Origin of the sequence: Sphingopyxis sp. BSN-002 (assembly GCF_022024275.1) — a bacterium.
Lineage (GTDB): Bacteria > Pseudomonadota > Alphaproteobacteria > Sphingomonadales > Sphingomonadaceae > Sphingopyxis.
In genome coordinates, this window is the sequence record NZ_CP091804.1 from 2,490,488 (window position 1) to 2,504,814 (window position 14,327).

Sequence of the window (14,327 nt, forward strand, 5' to 3'; positions counted from 1 at the left end):
GAGAGTGATTCGCAGATAGATTATGTCAGAACGCGCCGATCATGATCGCACGATGCGCCGGATGTGGGCGGCCAGCGGGTCGAGCCACGACCGGGTCGTGCGCATCCTGCGCTTCGGCCTGCCGCTGGTGATCGGGGTCGTCGCGGCGGTGCTCGTCTTCTCGCCCTTCACCCAGCGCACCGAGATCAGCTTCCTGCTCGCCAAGGACAAGGTCGACATGGCGAGCGAGCGGATGAAGGTGACGCGCGCCGAATATCGCGGGCAGGATTCGAAGGGCCAGCCTTTCGCGTTGCTCGCGGGAAGTGCGGTGCAGAAAAGTTCGGCCGAACCCGTCGTACGGATGAGCCAGCTTTCGGGCGCGATCAGGCTGAACGACGGTCCGGCCACCATCGCGGCGGCGGCGGGGCAATATAATATGGATACCGAGAAGGTTTCGGTGCCGGGTACGGTCCGGGTGCGGAGCGCGAACGGCTACAGCCTCGATGCGAGCAACGTCGCGATCGACCTCAAGAGCCGCAGCCTCGCCGGGACCGGCGGCGTCAACGGCGCATTGAATATCGGGCAGTTTTCCGCCAACCAGATGACGGCGGACCTTGATGCGCGGGTCGTCCGCCTGCAGGGCAATGCCAAGCTCAGGATCAATCAGGGAGCGCTGAAGAAATGAAGGGGCTTTGGACGATGAAGAGCGGACTGCTCGCAGGAGCGAGCTTCGCGCTGACCAGCCTCGCGATCCTCGCGACCGGAGGCGGTGCCCCCGCGCAGGCGCAGGCGCTCGCCAACCACAACAGCAATGCGCCGGTCGATTTCGACGCGGGCAGCATCGAGGTGCAGGACCGCGCCGACCGCGTCGTGCTGTCGGGCGGGGTCAAGGTGACGCAGGCCGGGATGACCGTAACGTCGCAGCGCATGACCGTCGCCTACACGCGTTCGGGCAGCACCGACGTCAATCGGCTCGATGCGACAGGGGGCGTCGTCGTGACCAAGGGCAATGAAGTCGCGAAGGGCAATGTCGCGATCTACGATCTCGACAAGCGGCTGATCACGATGGTCGGAAACGTCCAGCTGACGCAGGGCGCGAACCGGCTGAACGGCGGACGGCTGCTGATCGACCTCAACAGCGGCAAGGCGACGGTCGACGGCCGGGGTGCCGCGCGCGGCCCCGACGGCAACCCGGTCAGCGGCCAGAGCGGCGGGCGCGTCACGGGCACCTTCACGGTACCCGAAAGAAAGCAGTAACCCTGAATTTTAAGGATTGCGAAAGCGCCGCGGGGTGATTTTCCACGCGGGGACCAGACCCATTTGCGGTGCCGGGGGGCGGCCGCGCAAGCGAGGCGTCCCCATGCGATATTCCCCTTTGCTTCCGACCCGTCGCCCGATCTTCGGCCGCCGCATCGCCGATGCCGGCGAGGCCGAACCTGCGGCGCCGACGCGCGAGGAACGGCGGCTGCTCGACCGCATTGTCAGCCACATGGGAAAGCGTCAGGGGCGTTGATCCGCTTGGCGTAAGCGAAGCGGCATCCTACATGGGGCGCGCATGCCGCCCCAGATACCCTCTTCCTCCACGCCCCGCGAAGAACCGCCCGTCCTGGCGACGCTGCGGCGCTTCCTGCCGTATCTCTGGCCTGCGGGGCAGACCGAGGCGAAGGTCCGCATCGTCCTCGCGGCGCTCATCGTGCTCGCGTCGAAGGGCGTGCAGCTGTCGATGGGCTTTCTCTATGGCGCCGCGATCGACAAGATGGTGCCGGGGATGGAGGAAGGCGTCGCGCTCGCGATCGGGCTGGTGCTCGCCTACGCCGGCGCGCGCTTCGCCGGGGTGCTGTTCGACAACCTCCGCAACGTCGTGTTCGAACGCGTGGGGCAGGATGCGACGCGCGAGCTCGCGATCACGACCTTCACTCACCTCCATGCGCTCAGCCTGCGTTTCCACCTCGCGCGACGGACGGGCGAAGTCACCAAGGTGATCGAACGCGGCACCAAGAGCATCGACACGATGCTCTATTTCCTGCTCTTCAACATCGCGCCGACGGTGATCGAACTGGTCGCGGTGCTGATCATCTTCTGGACCAAATTCAGCTTCGGTCTCGCCAGCGGCACTGCGCTGATGGTCGTCGTCTATATCGTCTTTACCCGCAAGGTGACCGACTGGCGCAACGCGCTGCGCACGCGGATGAATGACCTCGACACGCTGACCGTCGGGCGCAGCGTCGACAGCCTGCTCAATTACGAGACGGTCAAATATTTCGGCGCCGAAGGCCGCGAGGCGGCGCGCTACCGCGACGTCGCCGACCAATATGCGCGCGCGGCGGTAAAGAGCGAGAACAGCCTCGCCTGGCTCAACATCGGGCAGAGCCTGATCACCAACACCGCGATGGCGGCGGCGATGGCGTACACCGTCTGGGGCTGGTCGGTCGGCGAATATAAGGTCGGCGACGTGGTGCTGGTGAACACGCTGCTCGCGCAGCTGTTCCGTCCGCTCGACATGCTCGGCATGGTGTACCGGATGATCCGGCAGGGATTGATCGACATGGAGGCGATGTTCCGCCTGATCGACACCCCGCCCGAGATCCGCGATGCCGACGGGGCTCCCGCGCTGGTTGTGACCGGCGGCGCAGTGGCGTTCGACAATGTCGTCTTCGGCTATGAGGACGACCGGACGATCCTGCAGGGCGTCAGCTTCGCTGCCCAAGCCGGCGAGACGCTGGCGATCGTCGGGCCGTCGGGGGCAGGCAAATCGACGATCGCGCGATTGCTCTTCCGCTTCTACGATCCGCAGGGCGGGCGCGTGCTGATCGACGGGCAGGATATCAAGGCGGTCACACAGGCGAGTCTCCGCGCCGAGATCGGGATCGTCCCCCAAGACACGGTGCTGTTCAACGACAGCATCGGCTACAACATCGCCTATGGCCGCGCCGATGCGAGCGTTGACGAGATCGCGGAAGCCGCAAAGGGCGCGGCGATCGACGGCTTCATCGCGATGCTGCCGCAGGGCTATGAGACCGAGGTTGGCGAGCGCGGGCTGAAGCTGTCGGGGGGTGAGAAGCAGCGCGTCGCGATCGCGCGCACCTTGCTCAAGAACCCGCCGATCCTGATCCTCGACGAAGCGACGAGCGCACTCGACAGTCGCACCGAGGCGGCGATTCAGGATACGCTCGAACGGATTGCCGAGCGGCGTACGACGCTGGTGATTGCGCACCGGCTGTCGACCGTGGTCAACGCCGACCGGATCATCGTGCTTGAAAAGGGCCGCGTCGCCGAGACGGGGACGCACGATCAGCTGCTCGCGATGCGCGGGCTCTACGCCGACATGTGGGCACGGCAGCAGGCGGAGCGGGAAGAGGGGACGGTTTGACGGGCGTTGCGCGGTCGCGCAGCGCGGCATAGACCAAGGGCATGAAGTCCTTCCTGATCGGCGCGCTGCTCGCCTTCGCTCTGGCCCATCCTGCCGCTGCCCGCGAGGGGCAGAAGATCGCAGTCGCGCTTGCGGTCGACAGCGGTGCGGTCATGCAGATCGGTGACGACGGAACGGGTGTCGCAGCGCTCGAAGGCAAGAAGCTTGACGAGCCGACCCCGTGGGTGCGGTCGGTCGCCCTGCATTTCACAAATGGGAAATATGATTGGGCGAAGGGCGAGAAGTCGATATCGCTTCGCGGCGACGCGACGCTTGAGGAGCCGGACCCGGTGGTGCCGGGTCAGATCGGATTTGCCTTCCGGAAGATCGGAGACAGCGACCACCGGCTTCTTGTCATCGCGAACGGCTATGACCGGGCACTCGTCTATCGGGCGCAGATCCGGGTAAAGGGCGAGGACCGATATACCGACGTCTGCATGGTGCCACCGGGCACGCATGCGTTCGAGCATTGGCCCTATGCATCCGAGCGCATCCTGATGGCCGATTTTCGACTCGAATCCTGGACCAATGGGCAAGCGCCGCGCTGCGAATAAGCCTCAGTCGGCTTCCCAATAGGGCGGATCGCCAAACGCTTCCTTCAGATGATCCCTCAATGCCCGCAGCTTCGCCGACGGGTCGCGGCCCTGCGAATGTGCCATATAGATCCACTCCTCGTCGGGCGCGATGGCGAGCGGGATGGCGACGAGCTTGCCGGCCTTGATCGCCGGGCCGGCGATGAAGGCGGGGAGCATCGCGATGCCGAGGCCCGCGGCGACCGCGTCGCGGATCATGTCGCCGTTGTTGACGCCGAGCGCCTGCTTCGCCTGGATGGTGACGGGGCCGTCTTCGGTGCGGAAGTGCCAGTCGCTGGCGCCGCGGTTGGTGTAGAAGATGCCGCGGTGATCGCGCAGGTCCTGAAAGCAGGCCGGTGTGCCATGTTCGGCGAGATAGGCGGCCGACGCGGTCAGGATGCGGCGGCTTTTAGCGAGCTTCCAGACGACGAGCCGCGTGTCGTCGATCACCCCCTGCCGGATGATCGCGTCATGGCCGCTCGACGCGACGTCGATGCGGCGGTCGTCGAGGTCGAGCGTGAGGCGGATGTCGGGGTGGCTCTTCAGAAACGGATAGAGCGCGGGGCCGAGGTGCATATGGCCGAAGGTCACCGGCGCGGCGATGCGCAGCGGTCCCGCAAGCGTGCCGCGGCGCTCGGCGATGTCGGCGGCGGCTTCGGTGACGTCGCGGGTGATGCGCTGCGCGCGCGGGAGGAAGGCGGTGCCGTCCTCGGTCAGGCTGAGCTTGCGGGTCGTGCGGTGGAGCAGCGCGCTGCCGAGCGAGCGTTCGAGTTCGGCGAGGCGCTCGCTTACCACCGATTTCGACAGGCGAAGCTGGCGCGCGGCACCGCTGATCGAGCCCTGCTCGACCGTCGCGACGAATGCGGCGATTCCCTCGATGCGGATCATTGTTCGGCTATTCCGAATTATAGAAACAAGAGTTGCCGTCTATTCCGAACGGCGATCAAAGTCCACTTTCTCCTCATCGACCACGGGCATCGGGCCCGCCGCCGAACAGGAGAAGACCCATGAACCGTTTGCAGAACAAAGTCGCGATCGTCACTGGCGCCAGCGCCGGCATCGGCCGCGAAACCGCGAAGCTCTTCGCCGCCGAAGGCGCGAGCGTCGTCGTCGGGGCGCGCCGTCAGGCCGAACTCGACTCGCTGGTGGCCGAAATCACCGCCGCGGGCGGCAAGGCCGTCGCGGTCGCCGGCGACGTCCGCAGCGAAGCCTATCACGCTGCGCTCGTCGCCGCGGCGGTCGCCAACTTCGGCCGACTCGACATCGCCTTCAACAACGCCGGCGTGTTCGGCGAAGCCGGCCCCAGCACCGAAGTGTCCGAAGCGGGCTTCAACGACGCGCTGCAGGTCAACCTGACCGCGCCCTTCCTCGGCGCGAAGCACCAGATCGCCGAGATGGTGAAGCATGGCGGCGGATCGGTGATCTTCACCTCGACCTTCGTCGGCTACAGCTTCTCCTTCCCGGGCAGCGCTGCTTACTCGGCGAGCAAGTCGGGACTGATCGGCCTGACGCAGGCGCTCGCTGCGGAATATGGCCCGCAGAATGTCCGCGTGAATGCGGTGCTTCCCGGCGGGGTCGCGACCGACATGTTCGAAGCGGTCAACGACAGCGCCGAAAAGCAGGATTTCGTCACCAACCTGCACGCCCTGAAGAGGGTCGCGCAGCCGGTCGAGATCGCGAAGTCGGTGCTCTATCTCGCCTCCGACGATGCGAGCTTCGTCACCGGCACCGCGTCGCTGCTCGACGGGGGAGCCTCGATCACCCGCAGCTGATCGGCGGACCTTGCAAGACCGCGCCGGGCCTCGAAAGAGCGCCCGGCGTATTTTTGTGCGCTGCGAAACTTGACCCCCGGCGCCCCCGCCCCCTAGGCTTGGGACATGCCACACGACACGACCCTTATCGGCACGGTCGTGGCGGGCCTCGGGGTTGCCTTCCTGATGGGCGCGCTCGCGCACCGGCTGCGGATTTCACCGATCGCGGGCTATTTGCTCGCGGGGGTGATGGTCGGTCCGTTCACGCCGGGCTTCGTCGCCGACACCGACCTTGCGCTCCAGCTCGCCGAGATCGGCGTGATCCTGCTGATGTTCGGCGTCGGTCTCCATTTCTCGCTGAAAGACCTGTTGTCGGTGCGCAAGATCGCGGTGCCGGGGGCCATCTTGCAGATCGCGGTCGCGACCGCGCTGGGCGTGATGCTCGGCCTGTGGCTCGGCTGGTCGCTCGCGGGCGCGGCGATCTTCGGGCTCGCGCTGTCGGTCGCAAGTACGGTGGTGCTGCTGCGCGCGCTGCAGGCGCGCGACATGGTCGAAACCGAAAAGGGCCGCATTGCGGTCGGCTGGCTGATCGTCGAGGATCTGGCGATGGTGCTCGCGCTCGTGCTGCTGCCCGCGATGTTCGGGTCGCGCGGCGACGAGGCGAACGGCGCTGGGCTGTTGCAATCGGCGGGGATCGTGCTGGTCAAGGTCGTCGCCTTCGTTGCCTTCATGCTGATCGTCGCGCGCCGGGTGCTGCCATGGGTGCTGCACTGGGTCGCGCATTCGGGCTCGCGCGAGCTGTTCCGGCTTGCGGTGCTGGCGATCGCGCTCGGCGTCGCGTTCGGTGCTGCCGTTGTGTTCGACGTCAGCTTCGCGCTCGGGGCCTTCTTCGCAGGGATGATCCTCGGCGAAACGCAACTGTCGCGGCGCGCCGCCGAGGAGACGCTGCCGCTGCGCGACGCGTTCGCGGTGCTGTTCTTCGTCTCGGTGGGGATGCTCTTCGACCCCAAGGTACTCGTCGAGCAGCCGCTGCCGGTGCTGGCGACGGTGGCGATCATCGTCTTCGGCAAGTCGCTCGCCGCCTATGCGCTCGTCCGCGCGTTCGGCCATCCGAACCAGACCGCGATGACCGTCGCGGTCAGCCTCGCGCAGATCGGCGAATTCTCGTTCATCCTCGCGGGGCTGGGCGTCGACCTGAAAGTCATGCCCGAGGAAGCGCGCGACCTGATCCTTGCGGGCTCGATCCTGTCGATCCTGTTCAACCCGATCTTCTTCACGCTGATGGTGAAGCGCATCCGCGCCGGGGAACCCGGGGAGATCGAAACGGACGAGGCCGATGTCCCCGCGCCGTGCAACGCGGGCGTGGTGCTGATCGGCTATGGCCGCGTCGGTAGCCATATTGGCGGCCTCATCTGCGGGCGCGGCGAGGGGCTGACGGTGATCGAGGACCAGAAGGATATGGCCGCCGCCGCCGAGGCCGCGGGGGCGACGGTGATTATCGGCGATGCGACAAAGGAAAGCGTGCTGCGCAAGGCGGGGCTCGACACCGCGCAGACCTTGCTCGTCGCGATCCCCGAGGGCGCCGAGGCGGGGGCGATCGTCCGGCGCGCTCGCGCGATCAACCCCGGGCTGGTGATCGTCGCGCGTGCGCATTCGGACGAAGAGGTCGACGATCTGGTGCGACGCGGCGCCGACCATGTCGTGATGGCCGAGCGCGAGACCGCGTCGCGGATGGCTGAACGGGCGATGCTGGCGCGGGCCTGACGCGCTTCGACGAATCCGGACGGGTTTGGACTTCCCTCGCCGCCGCTTCCTTTCTATCGCCGCCCGACAATGTCCGCCGACGCTCTCCTCCCGCTGCTTAAATCCACCTTCGGTTTCGACGCCTTCCGCGGGAAGCAGGCCGAGGTCGTTTCGCGCGTCATGGCGCGCGAGCGCACGCTCGCGGTGATGCCGACGGGGGCGGGCAAGTCGCTGACATACCAGCTCCCTGCGGTCGCGCTCGACGGTTGCGTCGTTGTCGTCTCGCCGCTGATCGCGCTGATGCACGATCAGCTGCGCGGCGCGCGTGTGGCGGGGATTCGCGCGGCGTCGCTGACAAGCGTTGACGCCGATTTCGCCGACACGCGGCAGGCGTATCGCGACGGCCAGCTCGATCTGCTCTATATCGCGCCCGAGCGTGCGACGGGCGAGGGGTTCCGCTCGTTGATGGAGGCGCGGACGCCCGCGCTGTTCGCGATCGACGAGGCGCATTGCGTGTCCGAATGGGGGCATGATTTCCGCCCCGACTATCGGCTGCTGCGGCCGCTGCTCGATGCTTTTCCTGCGGTGCCGCGGCTCGCGCTGACCGCGACCGCCGACAAGCACACGCGCGAGGACATTCTCGTCCAGCTCGGCATTCCTGCCGAGGGGCTTGTGCTGGCGGGCTTCGACCGGCCGAATATCCGCTATCGCGTGACGCCGCGCATCTCGCCCGCAAGGCAGCTCACCGATTTCATCGCCGCCAACCCCGGACCCGGCATCGTCTATTGCCCGACGCGCGACGGGACCGAGCGGATGGCGGAGAAGCTGGCTGCAGCGACGGGGCGCAGCGTAGCCGCCTATCACGCGGGTCTCGATCCCGAGCGGCGCGCGCAGGTGCAGCATGATTTCGTCGCGTCGGAGGACGGCATCGTCACCGCGACGGTCGCCTTCGGCATGGGGATCGACAAACCCGATGTCCGCTTCGTCGCGCATGCCGGGCTGCCGAAGTCGATCGAAAGCTATTATCAGGAAACGGGCCGCGCGGGGCGCGACGGCGATCCGGCCGAGGTACTGATGCTATGGGGCGCCGAGGATTTCGCGCGCGCGCGGATGCGGCTCGGCGAGCTGCCCGAAGCGCGGATCGCTGGCGAGCGCGCGCGGCTCAATTCGCTCGCGGCGCTGGTCGAGACGGTCGAATGCCGCCGCGCGCTGCTGCTGCGCCACTTCGGCGAAAATCCGTCCGAGCGCTGCGGCAATTGCGACAATTGTCTCGAGCCGCCGCGGCAGGTCGATGCGACCGTCCTCGCGCAGAAGCTGCTCTCGGCGGTCTATCGCACCGGGCAGAGCTATGGCGCTGGGCATGTCGAGGCGGTTTTGACGGGGAAGAGTGACGAACGCATCGCCCAGCGCGGCCACGACAAGCTCTCGGTGTTCGGGATCGTCGAGGGCGAGGAAGCGCGGCTGATCAAGCCGCTTGTGCGCACCCTTGTCGCGCGCGAGGCGCTCGAGACGACCGAGCATGGTGGGCTGATGTTCGGCCCTGCCGGCCGCGCGATGATGAAGGGCGAGACGCAGGTGTTGATCGCCGAGCCGCCGGTGAAGCGCACGCAGCGCGCGCCGCGCCGCGGCGACGGCGCGGCGGCGAATCCCGTCGGCGATCCGCTATTCGATGCCCTCCGCGCGATGCGCCGCGAGCTCGCCGCCGAGGCGGGCGTGCCGCCCTATGTGATCTTCCACGACGCGGTACTCCGCGCCATGGCGAGCGATCGGCCTGCGACGCGTTCGGCGCTCGGAGCGATTCCCGGGGTCGGCACGAAAAAACTCGAGTCATGGGGCGACGCGTTTCTGGGCGTGATCCGGCAATATTGATGGCTCGGTTGGCGAAGCGACTTGCCGATTCCGAAACCGGCTAGCCGGGTTTCGAACCTGCGGCGACCCGCCGCACAATCTCCCGCATCCCTTGTCCATCGACGCTCTCCCCTCTGCGGCGTCGACCGAAAAAGGAGCAAGAATCATGAAACAGATGACGATCCTCGCCGTGCTCGGCGCCGCCCTGCTTTCGCCCGCCGCATTGGCTTCCGAACCCATGCAGCCGCTGCACATCGCGCTGGGCGGGCTCGATCTCACCACTCCGCGCGGGGTGCAGGCCGCGCAGCGGCGGATCGACCGCGCGGTCGCAGACTATTGCCGCAACGATGTCGAGCATCTGACCATCAAGGCACGCCGGGCGGCGCGCGAATGCCGCGAATCGGTGCGCGGCGATGCGCTGGCGCAGCTCGCCGACAAGCGGCTGCGGCAGCTGGCCGCGCGGTGATCGCTCCCGTGGCGCCGCCGCCGGTCCTGGGTTAGCAGGCGGCCATGGCGGCACTCGACATATTGGACCCGATGATTCGCGGCGGCGCGATCGCGCTGTTCCTGCTGTGGATCGCGATCCTGTGGCGCGATCATCGGGCGGTGCTGTCGGCGCGCGTCGCGATCGCGATGAATTTCACGATCATCGCCTACCTTGCGGGGAAATCGTTCAGCCACGAAGGGCCGACCGAGTTCCCCTATGTGCTGCTCGACGCGCTGTCGGTGATGGTGCCTGCGCTGTTCTGGATGTTCGCGCGGACATGGTTCGACGACCGCCAGTGGATCGGCTGGCAGAGCTGGCTGATCGTGCTTGCCTTCTGGATGTTGCCGTTGGCGCAGATCGCACTGATCGCGGTGACGGGGCAGTTCAGCCAGACGATCTGGGTGGTCGTGCGGGCCGGCATGTTCGCTTTTGCGCTCGCCGGGATGTGGATCGCCTGGCGCGGGCGCGCCGCCGATCTGGTCGAGGCGCGGCGCGGCTTCCGCCTCGGGCTGATCTGCGCGATCGGCGGTTTCGTCCTGCTCGTCACCTTCGTCGAGATGTTCCACAACCGAGAAAGCGGCCATGAAGTCTGGCGCGCGGTGACGCTCGCAGCGATTTTCGTCGCGACCTTCATCGTCTCGATCGGCCTCTATCGCTTCCGCGCGGCGGAACTGTTCGCAGCGCCGGGCGCGCCGGTCGCGCGAGGCCGCGCGACTCCGTCGGCCGAGCCGTCATCGCTCGCGCAGCGGTTGAAGGCCGTCATGGCCGACGAGCGTGCGTACCGCGCCGAGGGTTTTTCGATTACCGCGCTCGCGGCGCGCCTCGGCGAGCCCGAATATCGCGTGCGCCGTGCGATCAACGGCGAGATGGGGCATCGCAACTTCACCGCCTTCCTCAACGGCTTCCGCCTCGACGAGGTGCGCGCGGCGCTCGCCGATCGGGCGCAGCGCGAGGTGCCGATCCTGACGATCGCGCTCGATGCGGGGTTCGGATCGCTGGGTCCGTTCAACCGCGCCTTCCGCGACGCCGAAGGGATGACGCCGACCGAGTATCGCGCCGCCCGGCTGGCCGATTCCGGAATCGGCTAGCCGATTTTCGACATCGCGGGGCGAGGGCCGCGCGAAACTGCTTCATGCCCGTCATCGCTGCAAAGGACGGCTGCATGATCGACCAGATTCCTCCCCTCGCCATTTTGCTCGAACAGGGCCCGGCGATGTTCGCCTTCGACTTCGGCCGCTACCTTGTCGCCGCGAGTGTCACGAGCGCAGTGGTCTGGGGCCTCCGCCGCTCGAGCATCGCCGCGCGCAAGATTCAGGCGCGCGAGGCGGCCGCCGCCGACAGGCGCCGCGAGTTCCTGCAATCGCTGCAGACCGTCGGCGTCTATCTGTTCGTCGGGCTGTTCATCGTCTGGGGCACCAATTCGGGCGTGCTCCACCGCTTCCAGGGCAGCTACGGCTTTTGGGGCGATGCAGCGCTGCTTGCGGCGATCGTCGTCGCGCACGACGCATACTTCTATTGGGTGCACCGCGCGATGCACCATCCGAAGCTGTTCAAGCATTTCCACCGCGCGCATCACCGCTCGATCACCCCGACCCCATGGGCGGCCTATAGCTTTGCTATCCCCGAGGCGTTCGTAATGATCCTGTTCGTGCCGATCTGGCTGTTCTTCGTCGCGACGCCGGTCTGGGTCATGTTCCTGTGGATCAACTTCCAGATCATCCGCAACGCGATGGGTCACGCCGGCTTCGAGCTGCACCCGCGCTGGTGGCTGTCGACCCCGGCAACGCGCTGGATCAACACGACGACGCACCACGACCTGCATCATTCGGGCGGCTTCAACAGCAATTACGGCCTCTATTTCACCTGGTGGGACAAATGGATGGGGACCGAGCATCCGAAATATGCAGAGCGGTTCCACGAGGTCGTTTCGCGCGAGCCGGCGCACGCCGGCGAGCGGGCGGGGGCAGCCGCCTGAAGGCGGGCGCTTGACAGGCGCGGCGGGCGCAATAGCCTGAAAGACGGGTCGCAATGAAGTTGGGAGATTTCATGCGCGCATCACCCGCGCGGCTCTTGCCGCTCGCCTTGCTCCTCGCCGCGGTGCCGTCGGCAGCGTTCGAGCCGCCGCCGATCCCGAAAAAGGATCTGACCTTCGGCGATGGCTGGACCTTTCAGTCGCGCGGCAACAATTGCACGGCGACGCGGTCGATCGGCAAGGATGTTACGCTGCGGCTCGGCTTCACGAATTTCGAGGATGGCGCGGTGTCGCTGACCGGCAAGGGGCTGCCGAAGATTCCCGAGGACCGGATGGAGGCGCTGGGTGCGCTGCACGGCGCGGGCATCGCGGTGACCGAGGATGCCGAGGGCTATCCGGTCGAGCAGTTCGCCCCGGGCGTGACCTATGCCGACTTTCCGGGCAGCGCGCTCTTCGTCGATGGCGGCATCGCCGCGCGCTTCGATTTCGGCCTCACCGAGAATGGTGCGACGACCTATCGCTTCGGTACGCTGCAGAGCCGCGTGTGGCCGAAGCTCAAGGCCGGGACCGAGCTCAGGGTCAAGATACTCGGCAAGGAAGCGACGGTGATCCGGCTTCCGGCCGCGGCGGGCCTGTGGGACGAGATGCAGGACTGCATCAACCAGTATCCGAACGGCTGAGGCGCACCTTCACGCTTGTCAGCAAGCGGGCGGCGGGAGTAGATCGCTGGCATGAGCGATTTCAGACCCCTGTCCGCCGGCTTCAGCGTCGCCCCGCAGATCAGCATCGAGGATGTTGCCGAGGCCAAGGCGCAGGGCTTTGCGATGATCGTCAACAACCGCCCCGACGGCGAGGAGCCGTCGGCGCCGCAGGGGCTCGATATCGGGCATGCGGCGGCGGCCGAGGGGCTCGCCTATGCCGCGATCCCGATCGGCCATTCGGGGTTCAGCCATGCGCAGATCGACGCGCTCGACAAATTGCTGACCGATGCGACGGGGCCGATCCTCGCTTATTGTCGTTCGGGGACGCGCTCGACGCACCTCTGGGCGCTGACGCGCGCGCGGGCGGGCGATGATGTCGGGGGTATTGTCGAGGCCGCGGCGAAGGCGGGCTATGACCTCTCGGGCCTCCGCCCGATGCTCGATGCGCTCGCGGGGGGCGAATGAGCCTCAATGATCTGATCCAGCTCGGCGCATCGCTGGTCGCGGTGTTCTTCGTTGCCTGGCTGGTCAAGCGCATGGGACTCGGCGCCGATCCGCGCATTCAGGATGCCGACCATGCGATCCGGCTCGCCGAAGAGGCCGAGGCCGGGTTCAACGGCGTCGAAGTCGCGCGCGACCGTGCAGGTTTTTCGGCAATCGTGCGCAATGCCGGGGGGCGGATGATGCTGGTGCGGGCGCACGGCAATCACTTCGCGGCGCGGCCCGTCGACACCGAAGTCGTCGGCCGGCTCGACAAGGATTTCCTGACATTGACCATGCCGGAGAAGACCTTCGGATCGGTAACGCTGCAACTGGGGAAGGAAGCGGGGATGTGGGCGAGCCGGATGCGGGACCTCAACTGTGGATAAGCTGCCCGATCCCGTCGTCTATGCGGTACCCGCCTTCATCCTGCTGCTGATCGCCGAAATGGTGATCTCGCTGCGCGCCGACAAAAGCCGTTACGAGGCGCGCGACACGCTGACCTCGCTGATGCTCGGCACGGTGAGCCAGGTCGCGGGCGCGCTCGTCGGGGCGGCGGTCGTCGGCATGTCGGTGTGGGTCTATCAGTTCCACCTGTTCGACATCGGCATCGCGTTTCGCCAATGGTGGTGGGCGTGGATCCTCTGCTTCTTCCTCGACGATCTGGCCTATTACGCCTTTCACCGCAGCGCGCACCGCGTGCGCTGGTTCTGGGCGAGCCATGTCATCCACCACAGCAGCCAGCATTATAATCTCTCGACCGCGCTGCGGCAGACGTGGACGGGCTTCTTCAGCCTGACCTTCCTGTTCCGCCTGCCTTTGTTCCTGATCGGCTTCCCGCCCGCGATGGTGTTCTTCTGTGCGGGGCTCAACCTGATTTACCAGTTCTGGATCCATACCGAGGCGATCAAGCGGCTGCCCAAATGGTTCGAGGCGGTGATGAACACGCCGTCGCATCACCGCGTCCATCACGGCGTGAACCCGCGCTACCTCGATGCCAATTACGCCGGGGTCTTCATCATCTGGGACAAGATGTTCGGCAGCTTCGTCGCCGAACGCGACGACGAACCGGTGCGATACGGCATCGTCAAGCAGCTCGGCAGCTTCAATATCCTCTGGGCGGCGGTCCACGAATGGGTCGGGATCGCGAAGGACGTCTGGCATGCGCCGTGGCGGCACAAGCTCAGCTATATGTGGCGCGAACCCGGCTGGAGCCACGATGGCAGCCGCGCGACGAGTGCGATGATCAAGGAGCGCTGGGCGGCGGGGCGACCGGTCGACGAGCCGGCGGAGTGATACATGCCGTCATGCCGGGCTTGACCCGGCATCCGCCTATTCTTCTTTCGAGGTAAGGCAGGCCCCGGATCAAGTCCGGGGTGACGGGA

The 14,327-nt window shown here is 66.7% G+C and carries 16 protein-coding genes; 15 read left to right on the forward strand and 1 reads right to left on the reverse strand.

Annotated elements, in window-relative coordinates; all coding sequences use genetic code 11:
• Positions 1-22 precede the first annotated feature (22 nt).
• The 5 genes from lptC to L7H23_RS12295 all read left to right on the forward strand — a co-directional run bounded on the left by lptC (position 23) and on the right by L7H23_RS12295 (position 3,942).
• Positions 23-664: an LPS export ABC transporter periplasmic protein LptC gene (lptC, locus tag L7H23_RS12275; RefSeq protein ID WP_237836154.1), complete on the forward strand. Its 642-nt coding sequence runs from the start codon at positions 23-25 to the stop codon at positions 662-664.
• On the forward strand, positions 661-1,236 hold the full coding sequence (locus tag L7H23_RS12280; protein WP_237836155.1) for an LptA/OstA family protein: 576 nt from the start codon (positions 661-663) through the stop codon (positions 1,234-1,236). Before lptC ends, L7H23_RS12280 begins: the two co-directional genes overlap by 4 nt.
• Before the next feature lie 103 nt (positions 1,237-1,339).
• Complete coding sequence (locus tag L7H23_RS12285) at positions 1,340-1,492, forward strand: hypothetical protein (protein WP_237836156.1); 153 nt, start codon at positions 1,340-1,342, stop codon at positions 1,490-1,492.
• A gap of 42 nt (positions 1,493-1,534) precedes the next feature.
• Complete coding sequence (locus L7H23_RS12290) at positions 1,535-3,349, forward strand: ABC transporter ATP-binding protein/permease (RefSeq protein ID WP_237836157.1); 1,815 nt, start codon at positions 1,535-1,537, stop codon at positions 3,347-3,349.
• Positions 3,350-3,390: 41 nt separating this feature from the next.
• On the forward strand, positions 3,391-3,942 hold the full coding sequence (locus L7H23_RS12295; protein WP_237836158.1) for a hypothetical protein: 552 nt from the start codon (positions 3,391-3,393) through the stop codon (positions 3,940-3,942).
• A gap of 3 nt (positions 3,943-3,945) precedes the next feature.
• On the opposite strand, the gene L7H23_RS12300 is transcribed toward L7H23_RS12295, so the two are convergent.
• Positions 3,946-4,848: a LysR family transcriptional regulator gene (locus tag L7H23_RS12300; RefSeq protein ID WP_237836159.1), complete on the reverse strand. Its 903-nt coding sequence runs from the start codon at positions 4,846-4,848 to the stop codon at positions 3,946-3,948.
• A 119-nt stretch (positions 4,849-4,967) separates the two neighbouring features.
• Here L7H23_RS12300 and L7H23_RS12305 point away from each other — a divergent pair, with 119 nt between their 5' ends.
• From L7H23_RS12305 to L7H23_RS12350, 10 genes are all read left to right on the forward strand, one after another.
• A complete protein-coding gene (locus L7H23_RS12305; protein ID WP_237836160.1) occupies positions 4,968-5,732 on the forward strand; it encodes an SDR family oxidoreductase in 765 nt (254 codons plus the stop codon).
• Between the two features lie 105 nt (positions 5,733-5,837).
• Entirely contained in the window at positions 5,838-7,475 is a 1,638-nt protein-coding gene (gene ybaL / locus L7H23_RS12310) for a YbaL family putative K(+) efflux transporter (RefSeq protein WP_237836161.1), read from the forward strand.
• A gap of 69 nt (positions 7,476-7,544) precedes the next feature.
• Positions 7,545-9,323 (forward strand): DNA helicase RecQ, encoded by a 1,779-nt coding sequence (gene recQ / locus L7H23_RS12315; protein WP_237836162.1) that lies wholly within the window; start codon positions 7,545-7,547, stop codon positions 9,321-9,323.
• A gap of 145 nt (positions 9,324-9,468) precedes the next feature.
• Positions 9,469-9,768 (forward strand): UrcA family protein, encoded by a 300-nt coding sequence (locus L7H23_RS12320; RefSeq protein WP_237836163.1) that lies wholly within the window; start codon positions 9,469-9,471, stop codon positions 9,766-9,768.
• Between the two features lie 44 nt (positions 9,769-9,812).
• Positions 9,813-10,877, forward strand: a complete 1,065-nt coding sequence (locus L7H23_RS12325) for an AraC family transcriptional regulator (protein ID WP_237836164.1) — start codon at positions 9,813-9,815, stop codon at positions 10,875-10,877.
• Positions 10,878-10,951: 74 nt separating this feature from the next.
• Positions 10,952-11,764 carry a sterol desaturase family protein gene (locus L7H23_RS12330; RefSeq protein ID WP_237836165.1) on the forward strand — a complete coding sequence of 271 codons (813 nt, stop codon included), beginning with the start codon at positions 10,952-10,954 and terminating at the stop codon, positions 11,762-11,764.
• Between the two features lie 71 nt (positions 11,765-11,835).
• Positions 11,836-12,441 (forward strand): hypothetical protein, encoded by a 606-nt coding sequence (locus L7H23_RS12335; protein WP_237836166.1) that lies wholly within the window; start codon positions 11,836-11,838, stop codon positions 12,439-12,441.
• A 51-nt stretch (positions 12,442-12,492) separates the two neighbouring features.
• Entirely contained in the window at positions 12,493-12,927 is a 435-nt protein-coding gene (locus tag L7H23_RS12340) for a TIGR01244 family sulfur transferase (protein WP_237836167.1), read from the forward strand.
• On the forward strand, positions 12,924-13,331 hold the full coding sequence (locus L7H23_RS12345; protein ID WP_237836168.1) for a hypothetical protein: 408 nt from the start codon (positions 12,924-12,926) through the stop codon (positions 13,329-13,331). The genes L7H23_RS12340 and L7H23_RS12345 overlap by 4 nt, the downstream gene beginning before the upstream one ends.
• On the forward strand, positions 13,324-14,238 hold the full coding sequence (locus tag L7H23_RS12350) for a sterol desaturase family protein (RefSeq protein WP_237836169.1): 915 nt from the start codon (positions 13,324-13,326) through the stop codon (positions 14,236-14,238). Before L7H23_RS12345 ends, L7H23_RS12350 begins: the two co-directional genes overlap by 8 nt.
• Positions 14,239-14,327: the final 89 nt, after the last annotated feature.